The organism is Shinella curvata (assembly GCF_022899935.1).
GTDB lineage: Bacteria > Pseudomonadota > Alphaproteobacteria > Rhizobiales > Rhizobiaceae > Shinella > Shinella curvata.
The window spans coordinates 514399-531827 of record NZ_JALJCJ010000003.1 but is presented as its reverse complement, the minus strand read 5'-3'; the positions used below and the strand labels follow the sequence as shown (position 1 = coordinate 531827).

The 17429-nt window shown below is 65.6% G+C and carries 20 protein-coding genes; 10 read left to right on the top strand and 10 right to left on the bottom strand.

From position 1 onward, the window contains the following. Positions 1 to 198: 198 nt before the first annotated feature. The 4 genes from pcaG to pcaD are packed head-to-tail and all read right to left on the bottom strand — an operon-like array spanning position 199 to position 2773. Positions 199 to 813, bottom strand: a complete 615-nt coding sequence (gene pcaG, locus MUU55_RS14125; protein WP_244761372.1) for a protocatechuate 3,4-dioxygenase subunit alpha — start codon at positions 811 to 813, stop codon at positions 199 to 201. Continuing rightward, positions 813 to 1562 carry a protocatechuate 3,4-dioxygenase subunit beta gene (pcaH, locus tag MUU55_RS14120; RefSeq protein ID WP_244761371.1) on the bottom strand — a complete coding sequence of 250 codons (750 nt, stop codon included), beginning with the start codon at positions 1560 to 1562 and terminating at the stop codon, positions 813 to 815. Before pcaH ends, pcaG begins: the two co-directional genes overlap by 1 nt. 7 nt (positions 1563 to 1569) lie before the next feature. Beyond that, the gene (gene pcaC, locus MUU55_RS14115; RefSeq protein WP_244761370.1) at positions 1570 to 1968 is read right to left on the bottom strand and encodes a 4-carboxymuconolactone decarboxylase; all 399 of its coding nucleotides are present in this window, start codon (positions 1966 to 1968) and stop codon (positions 1570 to 1572) included. Next, entirely contained in the window at positions 1961 to 2773 is an 813-nt protein-coding gene (gene pcaD, locus MUU55_RS14110) for a 3-oxoadipate enol-lactonase (protein WP_244761369.1), read from the bottom strand. Before pcaD ends, pcaC begins: the two co-directional genes overlap by 8 nt. A gap of 95 nt (positions 2774 to 2868) precedes the next feature. Here pcaD and pcaQ point away from each other — a divergent pair, with 95 nt between their 5' ends. Further along, entirely contained in the window at positions 2869 to 3792 is a 924-nt protein-coding gene (pcaQ, locus tag MUU55_RS14105) for a pca operon transcription factor PcaQ (RefSeq protein ID WP_244761565.1), read from the top strand. Between the two features lie 66 nt (positions 3793 to 3858). Continuing rightward, a complete protein-coding gene (locus MUU55_RS14100) occupies positions 3859 to 4590 on the top strand; it encodes a 3-keto-5-aminohexanoate cleavage protein (protein ID WP_244761368.1) in 732 nt (243 codons plus the stop codon). Here the strand turns inward: MUU55_RS14100 and pobA are convergent. Next, positions 4584 to 5756 carry a 4-hydroxybenzoate 3-monooxygenase gene (gene pobA, locus MUU55_RS14095; protein ID WP_244761367.1) on the bottom strand — a complete coding sequence of 391 codons (1173 nt, stop codon included), beginning with the start codon at positions 5754 to 5756 and terminating at the stop codon, positions 4584 to 4586. The genes MUU55_RS14100 and pobA overlap by 7 nt on opposite strands. Before the next feature lie 111 nt (positions 5757 to 5867). On the opposite strand from pobA, the gene MUU55_RS14090 reads away from it, so the two are divergent. After that, the gene (locus MUU55_RS14090) at positions 5868 to 6752 is read left to right on the top strand and encodes a helix-turn-helix domain-containing protein (RefSeq protein ID WP_244761366.1); all 885 of its coding nucleotides are present in this window, start codon (positions 5868 to 5870) and stop codon (positions 6750 to 6752) included. On the opposite strand, the gene MUU55_RS14085 is transcribed toward MUU55_RS14090, so the two are convergent. Both MUU55_RS14085 and MUU55_RS14080 read right to left on the bottom strand, forming a co-directional pair. Further along, the gene (locus MUU55_RS14085) at positions 6737 to 7387 is read right to left on the bottom strand and encodes a sulfite oxidase-like oxidoreductase (RefSeq protein ID WP_244761365.1); all 651 of its coding nucleotides are present in this window, start codon (positions 7385 to 7387) and stop codon (positions 6737 to 6739) included. The two genes, MUU55_RS14090 and MUU55_RS14085, sit on opposite strands and share 16 nt — an antisense overlap. A 55-nt stretch (positions 7388 to 7442) precedes the next feature. Then, a complete protein-coding gene (locus tag MUU55_RS14080) occupies positions 7443 to 8198 on the bottom strand; it encodes an IclR family transcriptional regulator (protein ID WP_244761364.1) in 756 nt (251 codons plus the stop codon). Positions 8199 to 8456: 258 nt separating this feature from the next. On the opposite strand from MUU55_RS14080, the gene MUU55_RS14075 reads away from it, so the two are divergent. The 6 genes from MUU55_RS14075 (at position 8457) to MUU55_RS14050 (ending at position 13742) form a co-directional block, all read left to right on the top strand. Next, positions 8457 to 9164, top strand: coding sequence for a 3-oxoacid CoA-transferase subunit A (locus MUU55_RS14075; RefSeq protein ID WP_244761363.1), 708 nt, complete (start codon positions 8457 to 8459; stop codon positions 9162 to 9164). Further along, a complete protein-coding gene (locus MUU55_RS14070; protein WP_244761362.1) occupies positions 9161 to 9850 on the top strand; it encodes a CoA transferase subunit B in 690 nt (229 codons plus the stop codon). The genes MUU55_RS14075 and MUU55_RS14070 overlap by 4 nt, the downstream gene beginning before the upstream one ends. Before the next feature lie 8 nt (positions 9851 to 9858). Then, the gene (gene pcaF / locus MUU55_RS14065) at positions 9859 to 11064 is read left to right on the top strand and encodes a 3-oxoadipyl-CoA thiolase (RefSeq protein WP_244761361.1); all 1206 of its coding nucleotides are present in this window, start codon (positions 9859 to 9861) and stop codon (positions 11062 to 11064) included. Positions 11065 to 11149: 85 nt separating this feature from the next. After that, the gene (ybaK, locus tag MUU55_RS14060) at positions 11150 to 11623 is read left to right on the top strand and encodes a Cys-tRNA(Pro) deacylase (RefSeq protein ID WP_244761360.1); all 474 of its coding nucleotides are present in this window, start codon (positions 11150 to 11152) and stop codon (positions 11621 to 11623) included. Between the two features lie 68 nt (positions 11624 to 11691). Then, positions 11692 to 12957: an aminopeptidase gene (locus MUU55_RS14055; RefSeq protein ID WP_244761359.1), complete on the top strand. Its 1266-nt coding sequence runs from the start codon at positions 11692 to 11694 to the stop codon at positions 12955 to 12957. Beyond that, positions 12954 to 13742, top strand: a complete 789-nt coding sequence (locus MUU55_RS14050) for a pyrroline-5-carboxylate reductase family protein (RefSeq protein ID WP_244761358.1) — start codon at positions 12954 to 12956, stop codon at positions 13740 to 13742. Before MUU55_RS14055 ends, MUU55_RS14050 begins: the two co-directional genes overlap by 4 nt. Here the strand turns inward: MUU55_RS14050 and MUU55_RS14045 are convergent. Further along, positions 13702 to 14604 carry an EamA family transporter gene (locus tag MUU55_RS14045; protein ID WP_244761357.1) on the bottom strand — a complete coding sequence of 301 codons (903 nt, stop codon included), beginning with the start codon at positions 14602 to 14604 and terminating at the stop codon, positions 13702 to 13704. The two genes, MUU55_RS14050 and MUU55_RS14045, sit on opposite strands and share 41 nt — an antisense overlap. Before the next feature lie 83 nt (positions 14605 to 14687). Between MUU55_RS14045 and MUU55_RS14040 the strand changes: the two genes are divergently transcribed. Next, complete coding sequence (locus tag MUU55_RS14040; RefSeq protein WP_244761356.1) at positions 14688 to 15170, top strand: MarR family winged helix-turn-helix transcriptional regulator; 483 nt, start codon at positions 14688 to 14690, stop codon at positions 15168 to 15170. Between the two features lie 53 nt (positions 15171 to 15223). On the opposite strand, the gene MUU55_RS14035 is transcribed toward MUU55_RS14040, so the two are convergent. Next, complete coding sequence (locus MUU55_RS14035; RefSeq protein ID WP_244761355.1) at positions 15224 to 15814, bottom strand: NAD(P)H-dependent oxidoreductase; 591 nt, start codon at positions 15812 to 15814, stop codon at positions 15224 to 15226. A 7-nt stretch (positions 15815 to 15821) separates the two neighbouring features. After that, positions 15822 to 17423 (bottom strand): exodeoxyribonuclease VII large subunit, encoded by a 1602-nt coding sequence (xseA, locus tag MUU55_RS14030; RefSeq protein WP_244761354.1) that lies wholly within the window; start codon positions 17421 to 17423, stop codon positions 15822 to 15824. Between the last annotated feature and the right edge of the window lie 6 nt (positions 17424 to 17429).

Here is a 17429-nt window from a genome sequence, read left to right as displayed (position 1 = left end):
ATATGCGGCTCGGTTGCGATACCGCTGCACCTTCGCCAGTGGGCAACGCAGGCGGGAACGCCGTGCGCTCCTCAACCGGCCCGAAGCCGCGGCGTCAATATGCGCGCGCCCTCTCCTCCTCTCCGTCATCCTCGGGCTTGACCCAAGGATCCACGCCACGAGCAGGGCGCTCGCGAGATTCGACTGTCACGCGCCGCCTTATATATCGAAAAACACCGTCTCCCGCTCACCCTGCAGATGAATGTCGAAGCGATAGTGATCGCCTTCACCCGCGGCGATCAGCGTCGGCACGCGCACGCGGTGTTCGATGCGTGCGAGCACGGGGTCTTCGGCGTTGGCGGCTTCCTCGTCGGCGAAATAGAGGCGGGTGTTGAGGCCGAGATTGATGCCGCGGGCGACGATCCAGACGGAAATGTGGGGGGCCATCGGGCGGCCGTCGCGGAAGGGGACGCGGCCGGGTTTGATCGTGTCGAAACGGTATTCGCCGGTCACACCATCGGTGGCGCAGCGGCCCCAGCCGGTGAAGTTGGGATCGGCGCTGCCGCGCAGTTCGGACGGGCTGTTGTAGAGGCCGGCGGCGTCGGCCTGCCAGATTTCGAGAAGCGCGTCCTTCAGCGGCGTGCCGGTGCCGTCGAGCACGCGGCCGGTGATGGTGATGCGCCGGCCGAGCGTTTTATCATTGACCATGACGGCGCCGAGATCAGTGTCGTAGACGCCGCGGATATCGGCATGGTTGGGCGTCAGGCCGATATGCACATAGGGGCCGGCGGTCTGCGAGGGGCTTTCCTTGAGGTAGCCGAGGGATTGGACCATCAATTGCCCTCCATGCGGTTTTCGAACAAAGTCGAGCGGCGGCCGCGCAGCACGATGTCGAACTTGTAGGCGCGCGCATCCATCGGGATCGTGTTACCCCAGTCGAGCGCAGCGACGAGCTGTTCGACGGCTGCCCTGTCGGGGATTGTCTGCACGATGGGACACTTCCAGATCATCGGGTCGCCCTCGAAATACATCTGCGTGATCAGCCGCTGGGCAAAGCCGTGGCCGAAAACGGAGAAATGGATATGCGCCGGGCGCCAGTCGTTGACGCCGTTCGGCCAGGGATAGGGGCCGGGCTTGACGGTGCGGAAGGCGTAACAGCCGTCTTGATCGGTAATCGTGCGGCCGCAGCCGCCGAAATTCGGATCGAGCGGCGCGAGATAACTTTCCTTCTTGTGGCGATAGCGCCCGCCGGCATTGGCCTGCCAGAATTCGAGGAGCGCGCCGGGGACGGGGCGTGCCCGCTCGTCGAGCACCCGGCCATGCACGATGATGCGCTCGCCGATGGCGCTTTCGCCCGGTTTTGCGAAATTGTGGATCAGGTCGTTGTCGCGTTCGCCCAGAATGGAATGGCCGAAGACCGGGCCGGTGATTTCCGAGAGCGTGCCGTCGAGTGACAGAAGTGCCTTCTGCGGCGAGCGCAGCACGGAGGTCTTGTAGCCGGGGGTGAGGCCCGGCGGGTGCCACACGCGGTCGCGCGCGAAGAAGGCGCCGGTTTCGGGTTTTCGGTTAGGTCTGTCGCTCATCATCGCCTCAGGCCGCTTGTTCCGCATCCATATCCGCAAAGACCTGCTTGGCCACGCGGATCGCCCGGTTGGCGGCGGGCACGCCGGCATAGATGGCCACATGCAGCAGCGCCTCGGCGATGTCCTCGCGGGTCGCACCGGTATTGGCGGTAGCGCGCACATGCATCGCCACCTCCTCGTCATGGCCCAGCGCCGCGAGCAGTGCGATCGTCACCATGGAACGCTCGCGCTTCGTCCAGCCGGGGCGCGACCAGACGGTGCCCCAGGCGCTTTCGGTGATCAGTTCCTGGAAGGGCTGGTCGAAGGGCGTGGCGGCGGCACTGGCGCGGTCGACATGGACATCGCCCAGCACGGTCCGGCGCGTCGCCATGCCCTGCCGGTAGCGCTCGGAGTGCGGTTCAGGCATGCAGCTTTCCTCCGGCGGGGATGGTGTCGATGAAGGCGCGGATCATCTCGGTCAGCATTTCCGGTTGTTCGACGCAGGGAATGTGGCCGGCATCCTTGATGACCTCGTAGCGCGCGCCGTGGATGAGTTTGGCCATGGAGAGCACGACATCCGGCGGCGTGGAGCCGTCCTGATCGCCGACGACGCAGAGTGTCGGCACGGCGATGCGCTTCGTGGATTCCGTGAGGTCGGCATCGCGCAGCGCCGCACAGGTGGCGGCGTAGCCGACGGCGGACTGGCGCGTCAGCATGGTGCGGTAGCCGTGATAGGCGGCGTTCTCAGGGCGGCGGAAGGCCGGCGTGAACCAGCGCTCCAGAATGCCGTCGGCGAGGCTTTCGATGCCCTTCGTCTCGACGCTTTCGATGCGGGCGTTCCACATCTCGGCCGTGCCGATCTTGTGGGCGGTGTCGCAGAGGACGAGGCCCTTGACCAGATCCGGGCGCTTGGCTTCCAGCCCCTGGGCGATCATGCCGCCGACGGAGAGGCCGCAGATGATGGCGTCGCGGACGTTCAGCCGGTCGAGCAGGCCGGCGAGGTCGAGCACATGGTCGTCGATCGAATAGGGCACCTGGCCGAGATCGGAGAGGCCGTGGCCGCGCTTGTCATAGGTGATGATCGGGAAATCGCCGGCAAGGCGCACCACGACGTCGCGCCAGATGCGGAAATCGGTGCCGAGCGAATTGACGAAGACGATGACCGGCTTGCCGGCCGGCCCGCCGATCAGCTGGTGATGCAGGATCACGTCGTTGACGGTTGCGAATTGCACGTCTGTCTCCTCCCGTTGCCGCAGATTGATCATTCAATCCGGTTCGGTAAAATGATATTTTCGGCCGATCTGATAACGGATGGGTTATGGAAAGCGTGATCGACAGCCGCATCAAGGTCCGCCATCTCCAGACCTTTGTCGAGGTGGCGCGCCAGAAGAGCGTGATGAAGGCGGCCGGACTGCTCCATGTCAGCCAGCCGGCGGTGACGAAGACCATCCGCGAGCTGGAAGAGGTTCTCGGCGTTCCCGTCTTCGAGCGCGACGGGCGCGGCATCCGCATCACCCGCATGGGCGAGGTGTTTCTGCGCCATGCCGGTGCGGCGCTTGCGGCGCTGCGGCACGGGCTCGATTCGGTCTCGCAGGCGCGGGCGGGCGAAGCACCCCCGGTGCGCATCGGCGCGCTGCCCACCGTCTCGACGCGCATCATGCCCAGGGCGATGCGGCTCTTTCTGGCGGAAGAGACCGGGGCGCGGATCAAGATCGTCACGGGCGAGAATGCGGTGCTGCTGGAGCAGTTGCGTCTCGGCGATCTCGATCTCGTCGTCGGGCGGCTTGCGGCGCCGGAGCAGATGACCGGCTTTTCCTTCGAGCATCTTTATTCGGAGAAGGTGGTGTTTTGCGTGCGTGCCGGGCACCCGCTGCTGTCCAGCGGGGCGGGTTTTGCCGGGCTCGATGCCTATCCGGTGCTGATGCCGACGCAGGGTTCGATCATCCGGCCCTTCGTCGAGCGCTTCCTGATCGCCAACGGCATTGCCGATGTGGCGAACCCGATTGAGACCGTCTCCGACGCCTTCGGCCGCGCCTTCGTGCGCGACAGCGATGCGGTCTGGATCATTTCCGAGGGTGTGGTGGCGGGCGATATCGCGGAGGGTGTGCTTTCGGTGCTGCCGATCGATACGAGCGAGACGAAGGGCGCCGTCGGCCTCACCATGCGGGCGGAGGTCACTCCCTCCTTGCCGCTCGCCCTTCTCATGCAGACGATCCGCGAGGTGGCGGGTGCGGTGGCGCCGCGGGCCTGACGGCGGTTGCATGGCGCGGCGCGGCGTGTCAGCCTCGCGGTCCCAATCGCACGAGGAGGGTGCTGCATGATCGTACAGGCCTGCATCAACGGCGCGCGTGACGCGGCTTTCCACCCGGCATTGCCATTGACGCCGGAAGCGATGGCGGCCGATTGCCGTGCTTGCATCTTGGCAGGTGCCGGTGAAATCCATCTTCATACGCGCGGCCCGGATGGACGCGAGAGCCTGGCACGCGAGGTGATGGACGAAACCATGCGGCTGGTGCGCGAAGCGGTGCCGGGAACGCTGGTTGGCGTGTCCACCGGGGACTGGATCGAGAAGAGCGATCCGCGCACGCTTGCGGCCATCGCCGCCTGGCGCGCGCTGCCGGACTATGCCTCGGTCAACCTGTCGGAGCCGGCCGCGCCCGCTGTCATGCAGGCGCTTTCGGCGCGCGGCGTGGGCATCGAGGCGGGGCTTGCCTCCGTTGCCGATGCGGAGCGCCTTGTCGGCCTCCTGCTCGACCGGCCGCCGCTCCGCATCCTCATCGAGATCGGTGAGCAGGATTTCGGCGAGGCGACGGCGGTTGTGGAGGGCATTCATGCGGTTCTCGACAAGGCCGGCCTGCGCCGGCCGGTCCAGCTGCATGGCATGGACGAGACGGTCTGGCACTTTGCCCGGATGGCGGCGGGCCGGCGATGGTCGACGCGCGTCGGCCTCGAGGATGGCCGGTTGTTGCCGGATGGAACGGTGGCGGAGGACAATGCGGCGCTGGTGCGGGCGGCGGTGGAAATCTACCGACAGGCCGCCGCTCAATAGGGCAGGCCGACATAATTTTCCGCCAGCACCGTCTCGGCGGCGCGGGAATGGGTGAGGTAGTCGAGCTCGGCTTCCTGGATCTTCTGGTCGAAGGCGCCGGTGCCGGGAAAGCGGTGCAGCATGCTCGTCATCCACCAGGAAAAGCGCACGGCCTTCCACACGCGGGCGAGCGCCTTGTGCGAATAGCCGTCGATGCCGGCATTCGAGCGATCCTCGTAATGCTCGATGAGGCCGCTTGCGAGGTAATGCACGTCGCTTGCCGCCAGATTCAGGCCCTTGGCGCCGGTCGGCGGCACGATATGGGCGGCGTCGCCGACGAGGAACAGTCGGCCGAAACGCATGGGCTCGGCGACGAAGGAGCGCAGCGGCGCGATGGACTTTTCGAAACTCGGCCCCGTCACCATCGCCTCGGCATGATGGGCGGGCAGGCGGCGTCGGAGCTCGTCCCAGAAGCGGTCGTCGGACCAGGCCTCGATCTGCTCGTCCAGCGCGCACTGGATGTAGTAGCGGCTGCGGGTGAGCGAGCGCATGGAGCAGAGCGCGAAGCCGCGCGGATGGTTGGCATAGATCAGCTCGTGATCGACCGGCGGCACCTCGGCGAGAATGCCGAGCCAGCCGAAAGGATAGACCTTCTCGAAGGTGCGGATCGCATCGTCCGGCACGGCCTTGCGGCTGGCGCCGTGAAAACCGTCGCAACCGGCGATGAAATCGCAGTCGATGCGATGCGTCACGCCATCCTTTTCGTAGGTGACATGGGGCGTTCCACTGTCGAAACCCTGCGGCATCACGTTGGTGGCCTCGTAGATCATTAGCCGGCTTTCGGCTTCGCGCGCCTCGATCAGGTCGCGCGTCAGCTCGGTCTGGCCATAGACCATGACGCGTTTTCCCTGGGTGAGGTCAAGCAGGTCGATGCGGTGGTCGCGGCCGTCGAAGGCGAGCGAAAAGCCGTCATGCGGCAGGCCTTCCGCCTTGAGGCGCGCGCCGACCCCGGCGGCGTCCGCCAGATGAACCGTGCCTTCCTCCAGCACGCCGGCCCGCACCCGCGACAGGATATGGGCGCGGCTGGAACGGTCGAGGATGACGGTGTCGATGCCCGCTTTGCCCAGGAGCTGGCCAAGCAGCAGGCCCGACGGACCCGAGCCGATGATGACGACCTGAACGCGCATGCTGCCCTCTCCCTGACATTTCGCAAGTTTCCGAAAGCGGGCGGGATTGCGCAATGGACGGATCGTGCTGTCGCTTGTACAAAACGAACATTGCCATCGGGAGGCGGCGACATGGCGAAAACCGTTCCGACCTACGACCTCTATGGCGAAAGGGCGGGCACTGCGCCGGATTTCTGGCTGCATTGCGAGACGATCCCGTCACGCAGCAGCCTGCACCGCTACGAGATCGGCCTGCACCGGCACGAGAGCTTTTTCCAGGTCCTGTACATTTCCGCCGGATCGGGCGATGCGCGCTTCGGCGCCGAGACGGTGGCGCTGACGCCGCCGGCCATCGTCACTGTGCCGCCGACGGTCGGCCACGGCTTCCGCTTTTCACGCGATGTCGATGGCCATGTCTTCACGATGCTCGCCTCGCATCTGCGTCTTTCCGGCGAGGTCGGGCGGTTTGCCGCCGCGCCGCGCGTGATGCCGCTCGAAGCCGGCGATCCGGATGGCGGCTTCGTGCTGGCGGCGCTGGAGCGGCTGGCCGGCGAATGGGTGGGGCGCGAGAGCGGCCGCACGGACCTGATGGAGGCCTATCTGGTTTCGGTGCTGACGCTTGCGGCGCGGCTTTGGAGCCGGGCCAATCCACTGGCAGGGCCGGGTGACGCGGCGCGGCGCATGGAGCACCTCAATAGCCTGATCCAGCAGCATTTCCGCAGCCAGAAGCCGGCGCGGTTCTATGCGCGGGAAATCGGCATTTCGCCAACCCATCTCAACCGCGCCGTCAAGGCGGCGACGGGGCTGACGGCGCATGCCTATATCGCGCGAAAACGGATCGACGAGGCGAAACGCGCGCTGGTCTTCACCGAGGCGTCGGCGCAGGAGATCGGCCTTGCCCTCGGCTTTGCCGATGCGGCCTATTTTTCCCGCTCCTTCCTGCGGGCGACGGGCGCCACGCCGCGCGCCTTCCGGCTGACGGAGCGGGCGCGGCTGGCGGCTCAGTCGTCGGAATAGCGCTCTTCGGCCCAGGGATCGCCGCGCATGTGATAGCCGTTGCGCTCCCAGAAGCCGGCCTGGTCGCCGGGCAGAAAATCGATGCGCGTCAGCCACTTGGCGCTTTTCCAGAAATAGAGATGCGGCACGACGAGGCGCATCGGCCCGCCATGCTCGGCGGAGATCGGCCTGCCTTCCCAATGGGTGGCGAGAATGGCGTCCTCCACGGCGAAATCGGCCAGCGGCAGGTTGGTCGTGTAGCCGTCATAGCTTGTCAGCATCACGAAATTCGCCTCCGCCCGCGGCACGACGACGTCGAGCAGGTCGCGGGTCGAAACGCCTTCCCAGCGATTGTCATAACGCGACCAGGTCGTCACGCAATGGATGTCGGACAGTTTCTGGCTTTGCGGCAAGGCGAGAAAGTCCGTCCAGCTGAAGGAAACAGGGTTTTCCGCCCCACCCTTTACATCGAGCCGCCAGCTCTCCGGGCGGATGATGGGCTGCTGGCCGAGATCGAGCACGGGCCAGTTCGTCACCAGATGCTGGCCGGGCGGCAGGCGATCGGTCTCCGGCCGGGTGATGCGGCCAGTCAGAAACTTGCCCTGATCTGCCCATTGGCGCTTGGTGCGGGTGAGCTTGCTCTCGTCGTCGCACATGGCGGCCTCCTGTTGCAGTGCAAAAGGTGGGGGCCGCGCCTGCGGTCTGTCAAGATCAGGCGAGCAAGGGCCGGAGCGCCACCTGCACCGCGCGCATCGCCGGGAGATAGCGCTCGACCATCTCTTCCGCGGCGGCATGGGCGGCGGGCGCGCCGATATTGAGCGCGGCCACAGTGCGGCCGCGGGCGTTTTCCAAGGGGACGGCGATGGAGCGCAGGCCGATCTCCAGCTCCTGGTCGATCAGGGCGAAACCCTGTCTGCGGACCGTCGAGAGTTCCTCCAGCAGCGCGTCGGGCTCGGTCTTGGTGAAGGGTGTGTTGGCCTTGCGGTCGGAGGCTTCGATGATGGAGCGGGCCTCGGCCTCGGGCAGGGCTGCGAGCAGCACGCGGCCCATGGAGGCGCAATAGGCCGGCAGGCGCGAGCCGGCCATCAGGCTGATCGACATGACGCGTTTCTGCGCGGCGCGGGCGATGTAGACGATATCGGCGCCATCGAGCACCGAGGCGGACGCGCTCTGGCCGACCGTTTCGGAAAGCTGGTCGAGAAACGGCTGGACGAGCCGCGGCAGCGGGGTCGCCGAAAGATAGGCATGGCCGAGCCGCAGGATTTTCGGCGTCAGCTCGAAGAATTTTCCGTCATAGGCGGCGTAGCCGAGTTCGGCGAGCGTCAACAGGCAGCGCCGCGCCGTCGCCCGGTCTAGGCCGGTTTCTCGCGCGATATCCGTGATGGTGAGGCGCGGCTTCGTTTCGCCGAAGGCCTCGATGACCCGGAGGCCCTTGGCGAAGCCGCCGATGAAGTCCGTTTCCCGCATGGTTGTTTCGTCTCCGAATGGGTGCCGGGGCGCTTTCCTCCTCTCGACGTCTTCCTCGGCCTTGCGCCGAGGATCCACGCGGCACCCACGGCGGGTGGATGCTCGGGTCAAGCCCGAGCATGACGGAGGAGAGGGTAGTACATGCCGGCATATCAATCCATTTTGTGCGTATATTGAACAAAAGTCAAATAACGCACAAAATGGATTGCCGCTTTTCCCCTTCGGATCTACCTCTCTTGCCGACATCGGGAGATTGGCATGGACAAGAGCATCTCAAGTCTGGCGGAAGCGGTATCGGGGATCGGCAACGGGGCGACGGTGATGATCGGTGGTTTCGGCGGCTCCGGCGCGCCGATCGAGCTGATCCACGCGCTGATCGACACGGGGGTGAGGGACCTCACCGTCATCAACAACAATGCCGGCAACGGGCGCGTCGGCATCGCGGCGATGATCGATGCGGGGCGGATCCGGAAAATGATCTGCTCCTTCCCGCGCTCCTCCGATCCGCGCGCCTTCACCGAAAACTATCTCGCCGGGAAAATCGCGCTGGAACTGGTGCCGCAGGGCACGCTGGCCGAGCGCATCCGCGCCGGCGGCGCGGGCATTCCCGCCTTCTACACGCCGACGGGTTTCGGCACGGAACTCGCCGAGGGCAAGCCGGTCGCGGAATTCGATGGCCGCATGTATGTGCAGGAACGCTGGCTGAAGGCGGATTTCGCGCTGATCAAGGCGCATGTGGGGGATACGCACGGCAATCTCACCTACAACAAGGCCGCCCGCAATTTCAGCCCGCTGATGTGCATGGCGGCGGGCAAGACCATCGTGCAGGTCTCCCGGCTGGTATCGCCGGGTGGAATCGATCCCGAACAGGTCGTCACGCCGGGCATTTTCGTCGACCAGATCATCGAGGTCGCCGATCCCGGCCAGGAAGAAGCGCTGATCCGCGCAGGAGTGGCCTACGCATGAGCATCGATACACGAGACGACATCAAACTCTCCAACGCCCAGATCGCCTGGCGCGCGGCACAGGACATTGCCGACGGGGCCTATGTGAACCTCGGCATCGGCTTTCCCGAGATGGTGGCGCGCTATCAGCCCGAGGGGCGCGAGGCGATCTTCCATACGGAAAACGGTATTTTGGATTTCGGCGAGGCGCCGCCGCCTGGTGAAGAGGACTGGGATCTGATCAATGCCGGCAAGAAAGCGGTGACGCTGAAGCCGGGTTCGGCCTTCTTCCACCATGCCGATAGTTTTGCCATGGTGCGCGGCGGCCATCTCGATGTGGCGATCCTCGGTGCCTATCAGGTGGCGGAGAATGGTGATCTCGCCAATTGGCGCGTCGGTTCCAAGGGCGTGCCGGCGGTCGGCGGGGCGATGGATCTGGTGCATGGCGCAAAGTCGGTGGTCGTCATCACTGAACATGTCACCAAGAACGGCGAACCGAAGCTCGTCGAGCGCTGCAGCTTTCCGCTGACCGGCGTCGGCTGTATCACCCGCATCTATACCAGCCATGCCGTGATCGATGTTGCCGGTGGCCGCTTCGTGCTGCGCGAGAAACGGGCGGGCATGACGCTCGAGGAATTGCAGGCTATGACGGGCGCGAAACTCCATCTCGACGGCCCCATCACCGACCTCGTCGTGCCGGAACTCTGAGGAAAAACATGTCTGACGCCTATATCTGCGACTATATCCGCACGCCCATCGGCCGTTTCGGCGGCTCGCTCTCGTCCGTGCGCGCCGACGATCTCGGTGCCATCCCGCTCAAAGCGCTGATGGCCAGGAACACCGGCATCGACTGGGAGGCGGTCGACGACGTCATCTATGGCTGCGCCAACCAGGCCGGCGAGGACAATCGCAATGTCGCGCGCATGTCCTCCTTGCTTGCAGGCCTGCCCGTCGCCGTCTCCGGCACGACGATCAACCGGCTCTGCGGCTCGGGCATGGACGCTGTCATCGCCGCTGCCCGCGCCATCAAGGCCGGGGAGGCGGAACTGATGATCGCCGGCGGTGTCGAGAGCATGAGCCGTGCGCCTTTCGTCATGCCCAAGGCGGAAACGGCCTTTTCGCGGAGCGCGGAAATCCACGACACGACCATCGGCTGGCGCTTCATCAATCCCCTGATGAAGAAACAGTACGGCGTGGATTCCATGCCGGAAACCGGAGAGAACGTTGCCGAAGACTTCAAGGTCTCCCGCGAGGATCAGGATGCCTTCGCCCTGCGCTCGCAGGCAAAGGCGGCTGCGGCTCAGGCGAATGGCCGTCTGGCCAGGGAGATCACGCCCGTCACCATTGCGCAGCGCAAGGGCGATCCGGTCGTGGTCGACAAGGACGAACATCCGCGCGCGACGACCATGGAAGCGCTCGCCAAGCTCGGCACGCCCTTCAGGAAGGAGGGCGGCACGGTGACGGCGGGCAATGCCTCGGGTGTCAATGACGGCGCGGCCGCGCTGATCATCGCCTCCGAAGCGGCGGTGAAGAAGTATGGCCTGACGCCGATCGCCCGCATTCTCGGCGGCGCTACGGCCGGTGTGCCGCCGCGCATCATGGGCATCGGCCCGGTCTATGCCACGCAGCGGCTTTGCGCCCGGCTCGGCCTCAAGCCGGATGATTTCGATGTGATCGAGCTCAACGAAGCCTTCGCCTCGCAGGGCCTCGCCACGCTGCGCGAACTCGGCATTGCCGACGATGCCGCGCAGGTGAACCCGAACGGCGGCGCCATCGCGCTCGGCCATCCGCTCGGCATGTCCGGTGCGCGCATCACCGGGACGGCTGCGCTGGAATTGCAGCTCACCGGCGGCAAACGCTCGCTCTCGACCATGTGCATCGGCGTCGGGCAGGGCATTGCCGTGGCGCTGGAACGGGTCTGAGGACACTCTGTCCGGGCGGTTGACAAGCCGTCCGGCATTTCGCACCCATGCGGTCCGATATTCTCGTTTCGATGACGGCCCGCTCATGTCCAAGACCACCCGCGCCACCCAGGCCCTTGCCAAGGCCGGCGTTTCCTTCACCGTCCACACCTACGACTATGACCCGACCGCCGACCGCGTCGGCATCCAGGCCGCCGAGGCGCTTGGGGAGGATCCGGCGCGCGTTTTGAAGACTTTGATGGCGGAGGTGGATGGCAAGCCGGTCTGCGTGATCGTGCCCTCGGATTGCGAGGTCAGCATGAAAAAGCTCGCCGGCGCCTTCAAGGGCAAATCGGCCAACATGATGAAGCCCGCCGATGCCGAGCGGCTGACCGGTTTCGTCGTCGGCGGCATCAGTCCGTTCGGGCAGAAGAAACAGGTGCCGACCGCCATTGAAGAGGCCGCGCTGGCGCATGAGGCGGTCTATATGAACGGCGGCCAGCGCGGTTTGCAGGTGCGGCTGGCGCCGCGCGATGTCCTGTCGGCGCTGAAGGCGATTTCCGCTTCCGTCATCGCCTGATTGCGCCTTCTCATTCGGCCTTGAGCACACTAAGTTTCATTCATCGATTTCAGAAAGACAGGCCTGCCATGACATATCCCGCTAATTCCGCTGCCGCCGTCGATCCCGCAAAACTCGACAAGCTCGCCGAGGTCGCCGTGCGTGTCGGCCTGCAGCTTCAGAAGGGGCAGGACCTCGTGATGACGGCGCCGATTGCCGCCCTGCCGCTCGCTCGCCTCATCACCAAACATGCCTACAAGGCGGGTGCAGGTCTCGTCAGCACCTTCTATGCCGATGAGGAGGCGACGCTCGCCCGTTACCACAATGCGCCGGACGAAAGCTTCGACCGCGCCTCGGACTGGCTCTACGAGGGCATGGCCAAGGCCTATGCCAATGGCGCGGCGCGCCTCGCGATCGCCGGCGACAACCCGATGCTGCTCGCCAACGAGGACCCGGCCAAGGTCGCCCGCGCCAACAAGGCCAATTCCATGGCCTACAAGCCGGCGTTGGAGAAGATCGCCAATTTCGACATCAACTGGAATATCGTCTCCTATCCGAACCCGTCCTGGGCCAAACAGGTGTTCCCGAACGACCCCGAAGATGTGGCGGTCGAAAAGCTCGCCAACGCGATCTTCGCCGCCTCGCGCGTCGATGTCGCCGATCCCGTCGGGGCCTGGGCCGCGCACAATGCCGGCCTTGCCAAGCGTTCGGCCTGGCTGAACGGCGAGCGCTTCGCAGCGCTTCACTTCAAGGGTCCGGGCACCGATCTGACGGTTGGCCTCGCCGACGGCCACGAATGGCATGGCGGCGCGTCGACCGCCAAGAACGGCATCACCTGCAATCCGAACATTCCGACGGAGGAAGTGTTCACGACGCCGCATGCGCTGCGCGTCGAAGGCCACGTTTCCTCGACCAAGCCGCTGTCGCATCAGGGCACGCTGATCGACGATATCCAGGTGCGCTTCGAAGGCGGCCGGATCGTCGAGGCGAAGGCGTCCAGGGGCGAGGCGGTGCTGAACAAGGTGCTGGATACCGACGAGGGCGCGCGCCGGCTCGGCGAAGTGGCGCTGGTGCCGCATTCATCGCCGATCTCGGCGAGCGGCATCCTGTTCTACAACACGCTGTTCGACGAAAACGCCTCCTGCCACATCGCGCTCGGCCAGTGCTATTCGAAGTGCTTCCTGGATGGCGCGAACCTTTCGCCGGAACAGATCCGCGCGCAGGGCGGCAATGAAAGCCTGATTCACATCGACTGGATGATCGGTTCCGACAAGGTGGATATCGACGGTATCCGCGACGACGGAAGCCGCGTTGCCGTCATGCGTGGCGGCGAGTGGGCCGGCGAGCGAGCATGACCCATCTCGGCGTGATCGGTGGGGGTGGATGGCTGGCGGGGGCTTTGCTCCGGCCGGTCCTGATAGACCGCATCGTCAAGCCGGCAGATCTCGTGCTGTCCTCGCGCTCCGGCAACATTTCGGGTTTCGAAGCCTGGCCGGGTGTGCATATGACGACGGACAATTCGATCCTGGTCGATGCGTCCGACGTCATCCTCCTTTCCATCCGCCCGGCCGACATCGAGGAGCTCGACCTGGACCTCCGTGGTCGTTTCGTGATCTCCGTCATGGCGGGGGTGACGGTGGAGGAGATCACTGAACGCTTCGGCGCGCAACGCATCGTGCGGGCGATGCCGAATGCCTGCGCCGAACAGCGCCTTTCCTTCACGCCTTGGTTTGCGACGCAGGATGTTCGCAGGTCCGATCTGGATTTTACACGGCGGTTCTTCGAGGCTTCCGGTCGTGCGCATGTCATCAGCGACGAGCAGGAGCTTGATTATTTCACGGCGCTGACGGGCTCGGGAGCGGCCTTTCCGGCGCTGATGGCGGATGCGATGATCCGCCATGCCATCGAGTCCGGCATCGATCCCGACATGGCCGATATCGCCGTGCGCCAGCTCTTCCTGGGGGCCGCCACGCAGATGGCGAGCCTGACCGAGACACCCGCCGATATCGTCGATCTGTTCATGGACTATCGCGGCACCACCGCCGCCGGCCTCTCCGCCATGGTCGAGGCCGACCTTGCCCATGCCGTCTTCAAGGGGCTTACGGCCGCGCAGCGAAAGGCGTTGCAGCGCGACGCTTGACCGATGTCGCCGCCGGGGCGGATTGTGCCCATTGGCTGAGCCACACGCTTGCGAGAATCACCACCATGCCGATGCCCTGCAGGGGGCTGAGATCCTGTGAAAGCAACGCCCATCCCACGATGACGGCAACGAGCGGGCTCAGGAAGCCGAGTGGCGAGACGGTCGCCGGATCGAGCCGCGACAGGCCGCGGAACCAGACGATATAGGTGGCCGCCGCGCCGATGCCGCCGAGATAGACAAAGCCGAGCAGGTTCTGCGCGGAGGGAACCGGCAAGGCGGGCTCGAAGAACAGCGCGACGGGCACCAGCAGCAGGCCGCCGGCCGTCAGCTGCCAGGCGGTGAAGGTGAGCGGCGGCACGGGCGGCTGCCAGTGGCGCGACAGAACCGTGCCGAACGCCATGGAGACCGCGCCGGCGAGACCGGCGGCGATGCCGATCGGATCGAGGTGGGCGGCCGGCGTCAGCACGAGAAGCGCCACACCACCGATGCCGGCAAGGCCCGCGAGCACGGAGAGCGGCCGCACGGACGTGCCTATGACGGCGCGCGAAAGGCCGAGAACGATCAGCGGCTGGATGGCGCCGACGGTGGCGGCAACGCCGCCGGGCAGGCGATAGGCGGAAACGAAGAGCATGGCCCAGAAGAATGAGAAGTTCAGTGCGCCGAGCAGGACCGTGCGCGGCCACCAGATGCCCTTCGGCAACTGGCGAACGAGAAGCATCAGGATGAGGCCGGCCGGCAGGGCGCGCAGCATGGCGACGGTGAGCGGGTACCCGGCCGGCAGAAACTCGGTCGTCACGAAATAAGTGCTGCCCCAGATGGCGGGCGCGGTTGCGGTCAGCAGGATGTCGGAATTGCGAGACATAAGTATCTCCATACAAAGAATCTTGACGTCAAGATATATGAATTTATCTTGACGTCAAGATATTTGACGTCTTTAGTCCTGCCATGGATCATGTCGACAGAATTCTTGCCCAATGGAACCGCGAACGGCCCGACCTCGATGTCGAGCCGATGGGTCTTCTCGGCCGCATCGCGCGGCTGCGCACACACCTAGCGCGCGAAGTCGAGAAGGCGCTTTCGGCGCACGGGCTCAATTCGGCGAGTTTCGACGTGCTGGCGACGCTGCGTCGCTCCGGACCGCCCTATCGGCTGTCACCCGGCGACCTCATCGCCACGACCATGGTGTCGTCGGGCACCATGACCAACCGGCTCGACCAGCTGGAAAAGGCAGGTCTCATCGAACGCGAAAACAACCCGGACGACCGGCGCGGCGTGATCATCGCGCTGACGCCGAAGGGGCTGGCGCTGGTCGATGCGGCGGTGACGGACCATGTCGAGAACCAGCATAAGCTGCTTGACGGCCTCGACGCGCAGGAGCGCGCGGCGCTCGATGGCCTGCTGCGCAAGTTTCTCGGTGCGTTTGAGTAAAGCAATCGCAGCAAAAGTGCCGAGCGGTTTTGCGTCCGCGATTGCGCGATGTCTCAGATCCGGTCGACGAGCCTTTCGACACGCAGCAGATGCGCGCGGCGCCTTGTGTCGTCGATGCGGTCCATGTCGTGCAACGAGACCAGCTTGAAATCCAGCCCCTTGGCGCAGAAGGCGGCGATGCCACGCTTCAACAGGCGCTTGACGGGATTGCCCATGTAGAAATTGACCACCCACCAGGGCGAGCCCGTCGTGGTGAAGGCCCAGAACAGGTGGATATTGCCAAGCCGCGGCTGGATGCGGCCGCCCTTCGGATCGTTCTCGAAGGCGACGCCGGGCGCGAAGACACGGTCGAAAAAGCCCTTCAGGATGGCCGGGAAATTGAACCACCATTGCGGGAAGACCAGAACCAGCCCATCGGCTGCTCTCAGCCGGCTGATATAGGGTTCGGCTTCGGAGGGATCGTAGTCCGGCTCGAAATAGCGGTTGCGCTCGGACACGCTGAGGCGCGGGTCGAAGTTTTCGCGATAGAGATCGAGAAGATCGACCGTGTGGCCGTTCTCCGTGAGCTTGCGGCGCACCGCCTCCGCCGTGCTGGCGGCAAAGCTGTCTTTCAGGGGATGGGCGAGCACGAGCAGGATACGCATGGCGGCCTCAGAACAGCGAGCCCTGGCGAGGCGCCGGTTTGGCCGCCTCCGCTTCCGGCTTGGCCGGCTTTTTGCGCGGTGGCGTACTGCCGCCCGAAGGGGTGCCCGCGCCGGTGACGGCTTCGACGCTGCCATCGGCGAATTCGATGGCGATGGCGCGGCCGGGGCCAAGCGCGGCGGCACCCTTTACTGGTACGCCGGCTTCATCGTGAACGATCGCATAGCCGCGTTTCAGCACGTTGCGGTACGAGAGCGATTGCAGCACGCGGTCCTGCGCCTGAACGAGGGCGCGGCGGCGCGAGAGGTTGCCCGACAGCGCGCTCTCGGCCCGCAAGGCGAGGCCTTTCAGCCTGTCGCGTGACCGCTCGGTCTGCGTCTTGATGCGGGCGGGCGTGGCGCGCAGCGACACGTCGAAGGCGGAGAGGCGTGCGCGCAACTGGTCGAGGCGACGCTCGACGATGCGCTCGGCGCGTTGCACGCGATCGGCGACGCGCTGGCGGCGTTCGGCGATGCGGGTCAGCAGCATGTCGGGGCGCAGATGCGCGGCGGTGCGCTCGAAGGCGCGCCGCTTGTTGACGGTGTTCATCTGCAGGCCACGGCCAAGCCCGGCGGCGGCCTCGTCGAAGCGGCGGCGCGGCAGCGCGAGAAGCTGATCGAGAGACGGCAGCGCGCGGGCAAGTGCACGCACGCCCTGCCGGCGATTGTCCATCTGCCGCGCCGTCGCGCCGCGCAGCCGGGCGGTAAGCGAAGCGATTTCGGCGTCGAGATCGGCCTTCACGGGTACGGCCATTTCGGCGGCGCCCGTCGGGGTGGGCGCACGGCGGTCGGCGGCGTGGTCGATCAACGTCCAGTCGGTTTCGTGGCCGACAGCCGAGATCAGCGGGATTTTCGAGGCCGCCGCGGCGCGCACGACGATCTCGTCGTTGAAGCTCCAGAGGTCTTCCAGACTGCCGCCGCCGCGCGCGACGATCAGCACGTCCGGGATGCGGATCGGGCCTAACGGATCGAGCGTGTTGAAGCCCTCGATGGCGGCCGCCACCTCCTGTCCCGAGCCCTCGCCCTGCACCTTGACGGGCCAGACGACGACATGGACCGGGAAGCGATCGGCGATGCGGTGCAGGATATCGCGGATGACGGCGCCGGTCGGCGAGGTGACGACGCCGATGACCTTCGGCAGGAAGGGCAGCGGCTTCTTGCGCTCGGTATCGAACAGGCCCTCGGCGGCGAGCTTGCGGCGCCGTTCCTCGAGCAGTGCCATCAGCGCGCCGGCGCCGGCCGGCTCCAGCGCCTCGATGACGATCTGGTATTTCGACGAGCCGGGGAAGGTGGTGATCTTGCCGGTAGCGATCACCTCCATGCCCTCTTCCGGCTTGAAGCGCAGGCGCGAAAAGCTGCCCTTCCAGATCACGGCGTCGATGCGCGCCTTGTCGTCCTTCAGCGAAAAATAGGCGTGTCCCGAGGAATGCTGGCCACGATAGCCGGAAATCTCGCCGCGCACCCGGACCTGGTCGAAGGCCTGCTCGATGGTGCGCTTGATGGAGCCGGACAGGTCCGACACCGAATATTCGGTGAGGTTGGTCGGCGAATCAGTCTCGGAAAAGAAGCTCATGGGGCA

Bases quoted from the DNA above. Each gene is read 5' to 3' on its own strand.
- MUU55_RS14045 (WP_244761357.1), bottom strand. From the start codon at position 14,604: ATGTCTCGCAATTCCGACATCCTGCTGACCGCAACCGCGCCCGCCATC.
- MUU55_RS14070 (WP_244761362.1), top strand. From the start codon at position 9,161: ATGAGCATCGATACACGAGACGACATCAAACTCTCCAACGCCCAGATC.
- pcaH (WP_244761371.1), bottom strand. From the start codon at position 1,562: ATGAGCGACAGACCTAACCGAAAACCCGAAACCGGCGCCTTCTTCGCG.
- MUU55_RS14085 (WP_244761365.1), bottom strand. From the start codon at position 7,387: ATGTGCGACGACGAGAGCAAGCTCACCCGCACCAAGCGCCAATGGGCA.
- ybaK (WP_244761360.1), top strand. From the start codon at position 11,150: ATGTCCAAGACCACCCGCGCCACCCAGGCCCTTGCCAAGGCCGGCGTT.
- MUU55_RS14090 (WP_244761366.1), top strand. From the start codon at position 5,868: ATGGCGAAAACCGTTCCGACCTACGACCTCTATGGCGAAAGGGCGGGC.
- MUU55_RS14035 (WP_244761355.1), bottom strand. From the start codon at position 15,814: ATGCGTATCCTGCTCGTGCTCGCCCATCCCCTGAAAGACAGCTTTGCC.
- MUU55_RS14055 (WP_244761359.1), top strand. From the start codon at position 11,692: ATGACATATCCCGCTAATTCCGCTGCCGCCGTCGATCCCGCAAAACTC.
- MUU55_RS14100 (WP_244761368.1), top strand. From the start codon at position 3,859: ATGATCGTACAGGCCTGCATCAACGGCGCGCGTGACGCGGCTTTCCAC.
- MUU55_RS14050 (WP_244761358.1), top strand. From the start codon at position 12,954: ATGACCCATCTCGGCGTGATCGGTGGGGGTGGATGGCTGGCGGGGGCT.
- pcaF (WP_244761361.1), top strand. From the start codon at position 9,859: ATGTCTGACGCCTATATCTGCGACTATATCCGCACGCCCATCGGCCGT.
- pcaC (WP_244761370.1), bottom strand. From the start codon at position 1,968: ATGCCTGAACCGCACTCCGAGCGCTACCGGCAGGGCATGGCGACGCGC.
- pobA (WP_244761367.1), bottom strand. From the start codon at position 5,756: ATGCGCGTTCAGGTCGTCATCATCGGCTCGGGTCCGTCGGGCCTGCTG.
- MUU55_RS14075 (WP_244761363.1), top strand. From the start codon at position 8,457: ATGGACAAGAGCATCTCAAGTCTGGCGGAAGCGGTATCGGGGATCGGC.
- xseA (WP_244761354.1), bottom strand. From the start codon at position 17,423: ATGAGCTTCTTTTCCGAGACTGATTCGCCGACCAACCTCACCGAATAT.
- pcaG (WP_244761372.1), bottom strand. From the start codon at position 813: ATGGTCCAATCCCTCGGCTACCTCAAGGAAAGCCCCTCGCAGACCGCC.
- MUU55_RS14040 (WP_244761356.1), top strand. From the start codon at position 14,688: ATGGATCATGTCGACAGAATTCTTGCCCAATGGAACCGCGAACGGCCC.
- MUU55_RS14080 (WP_244761364.1), bottom strand. From the start codon at position 8,198: ATGCGGGAAACGGACTTCATCGGCGGCTTCGCCAAGGGCCTCCGGGTC.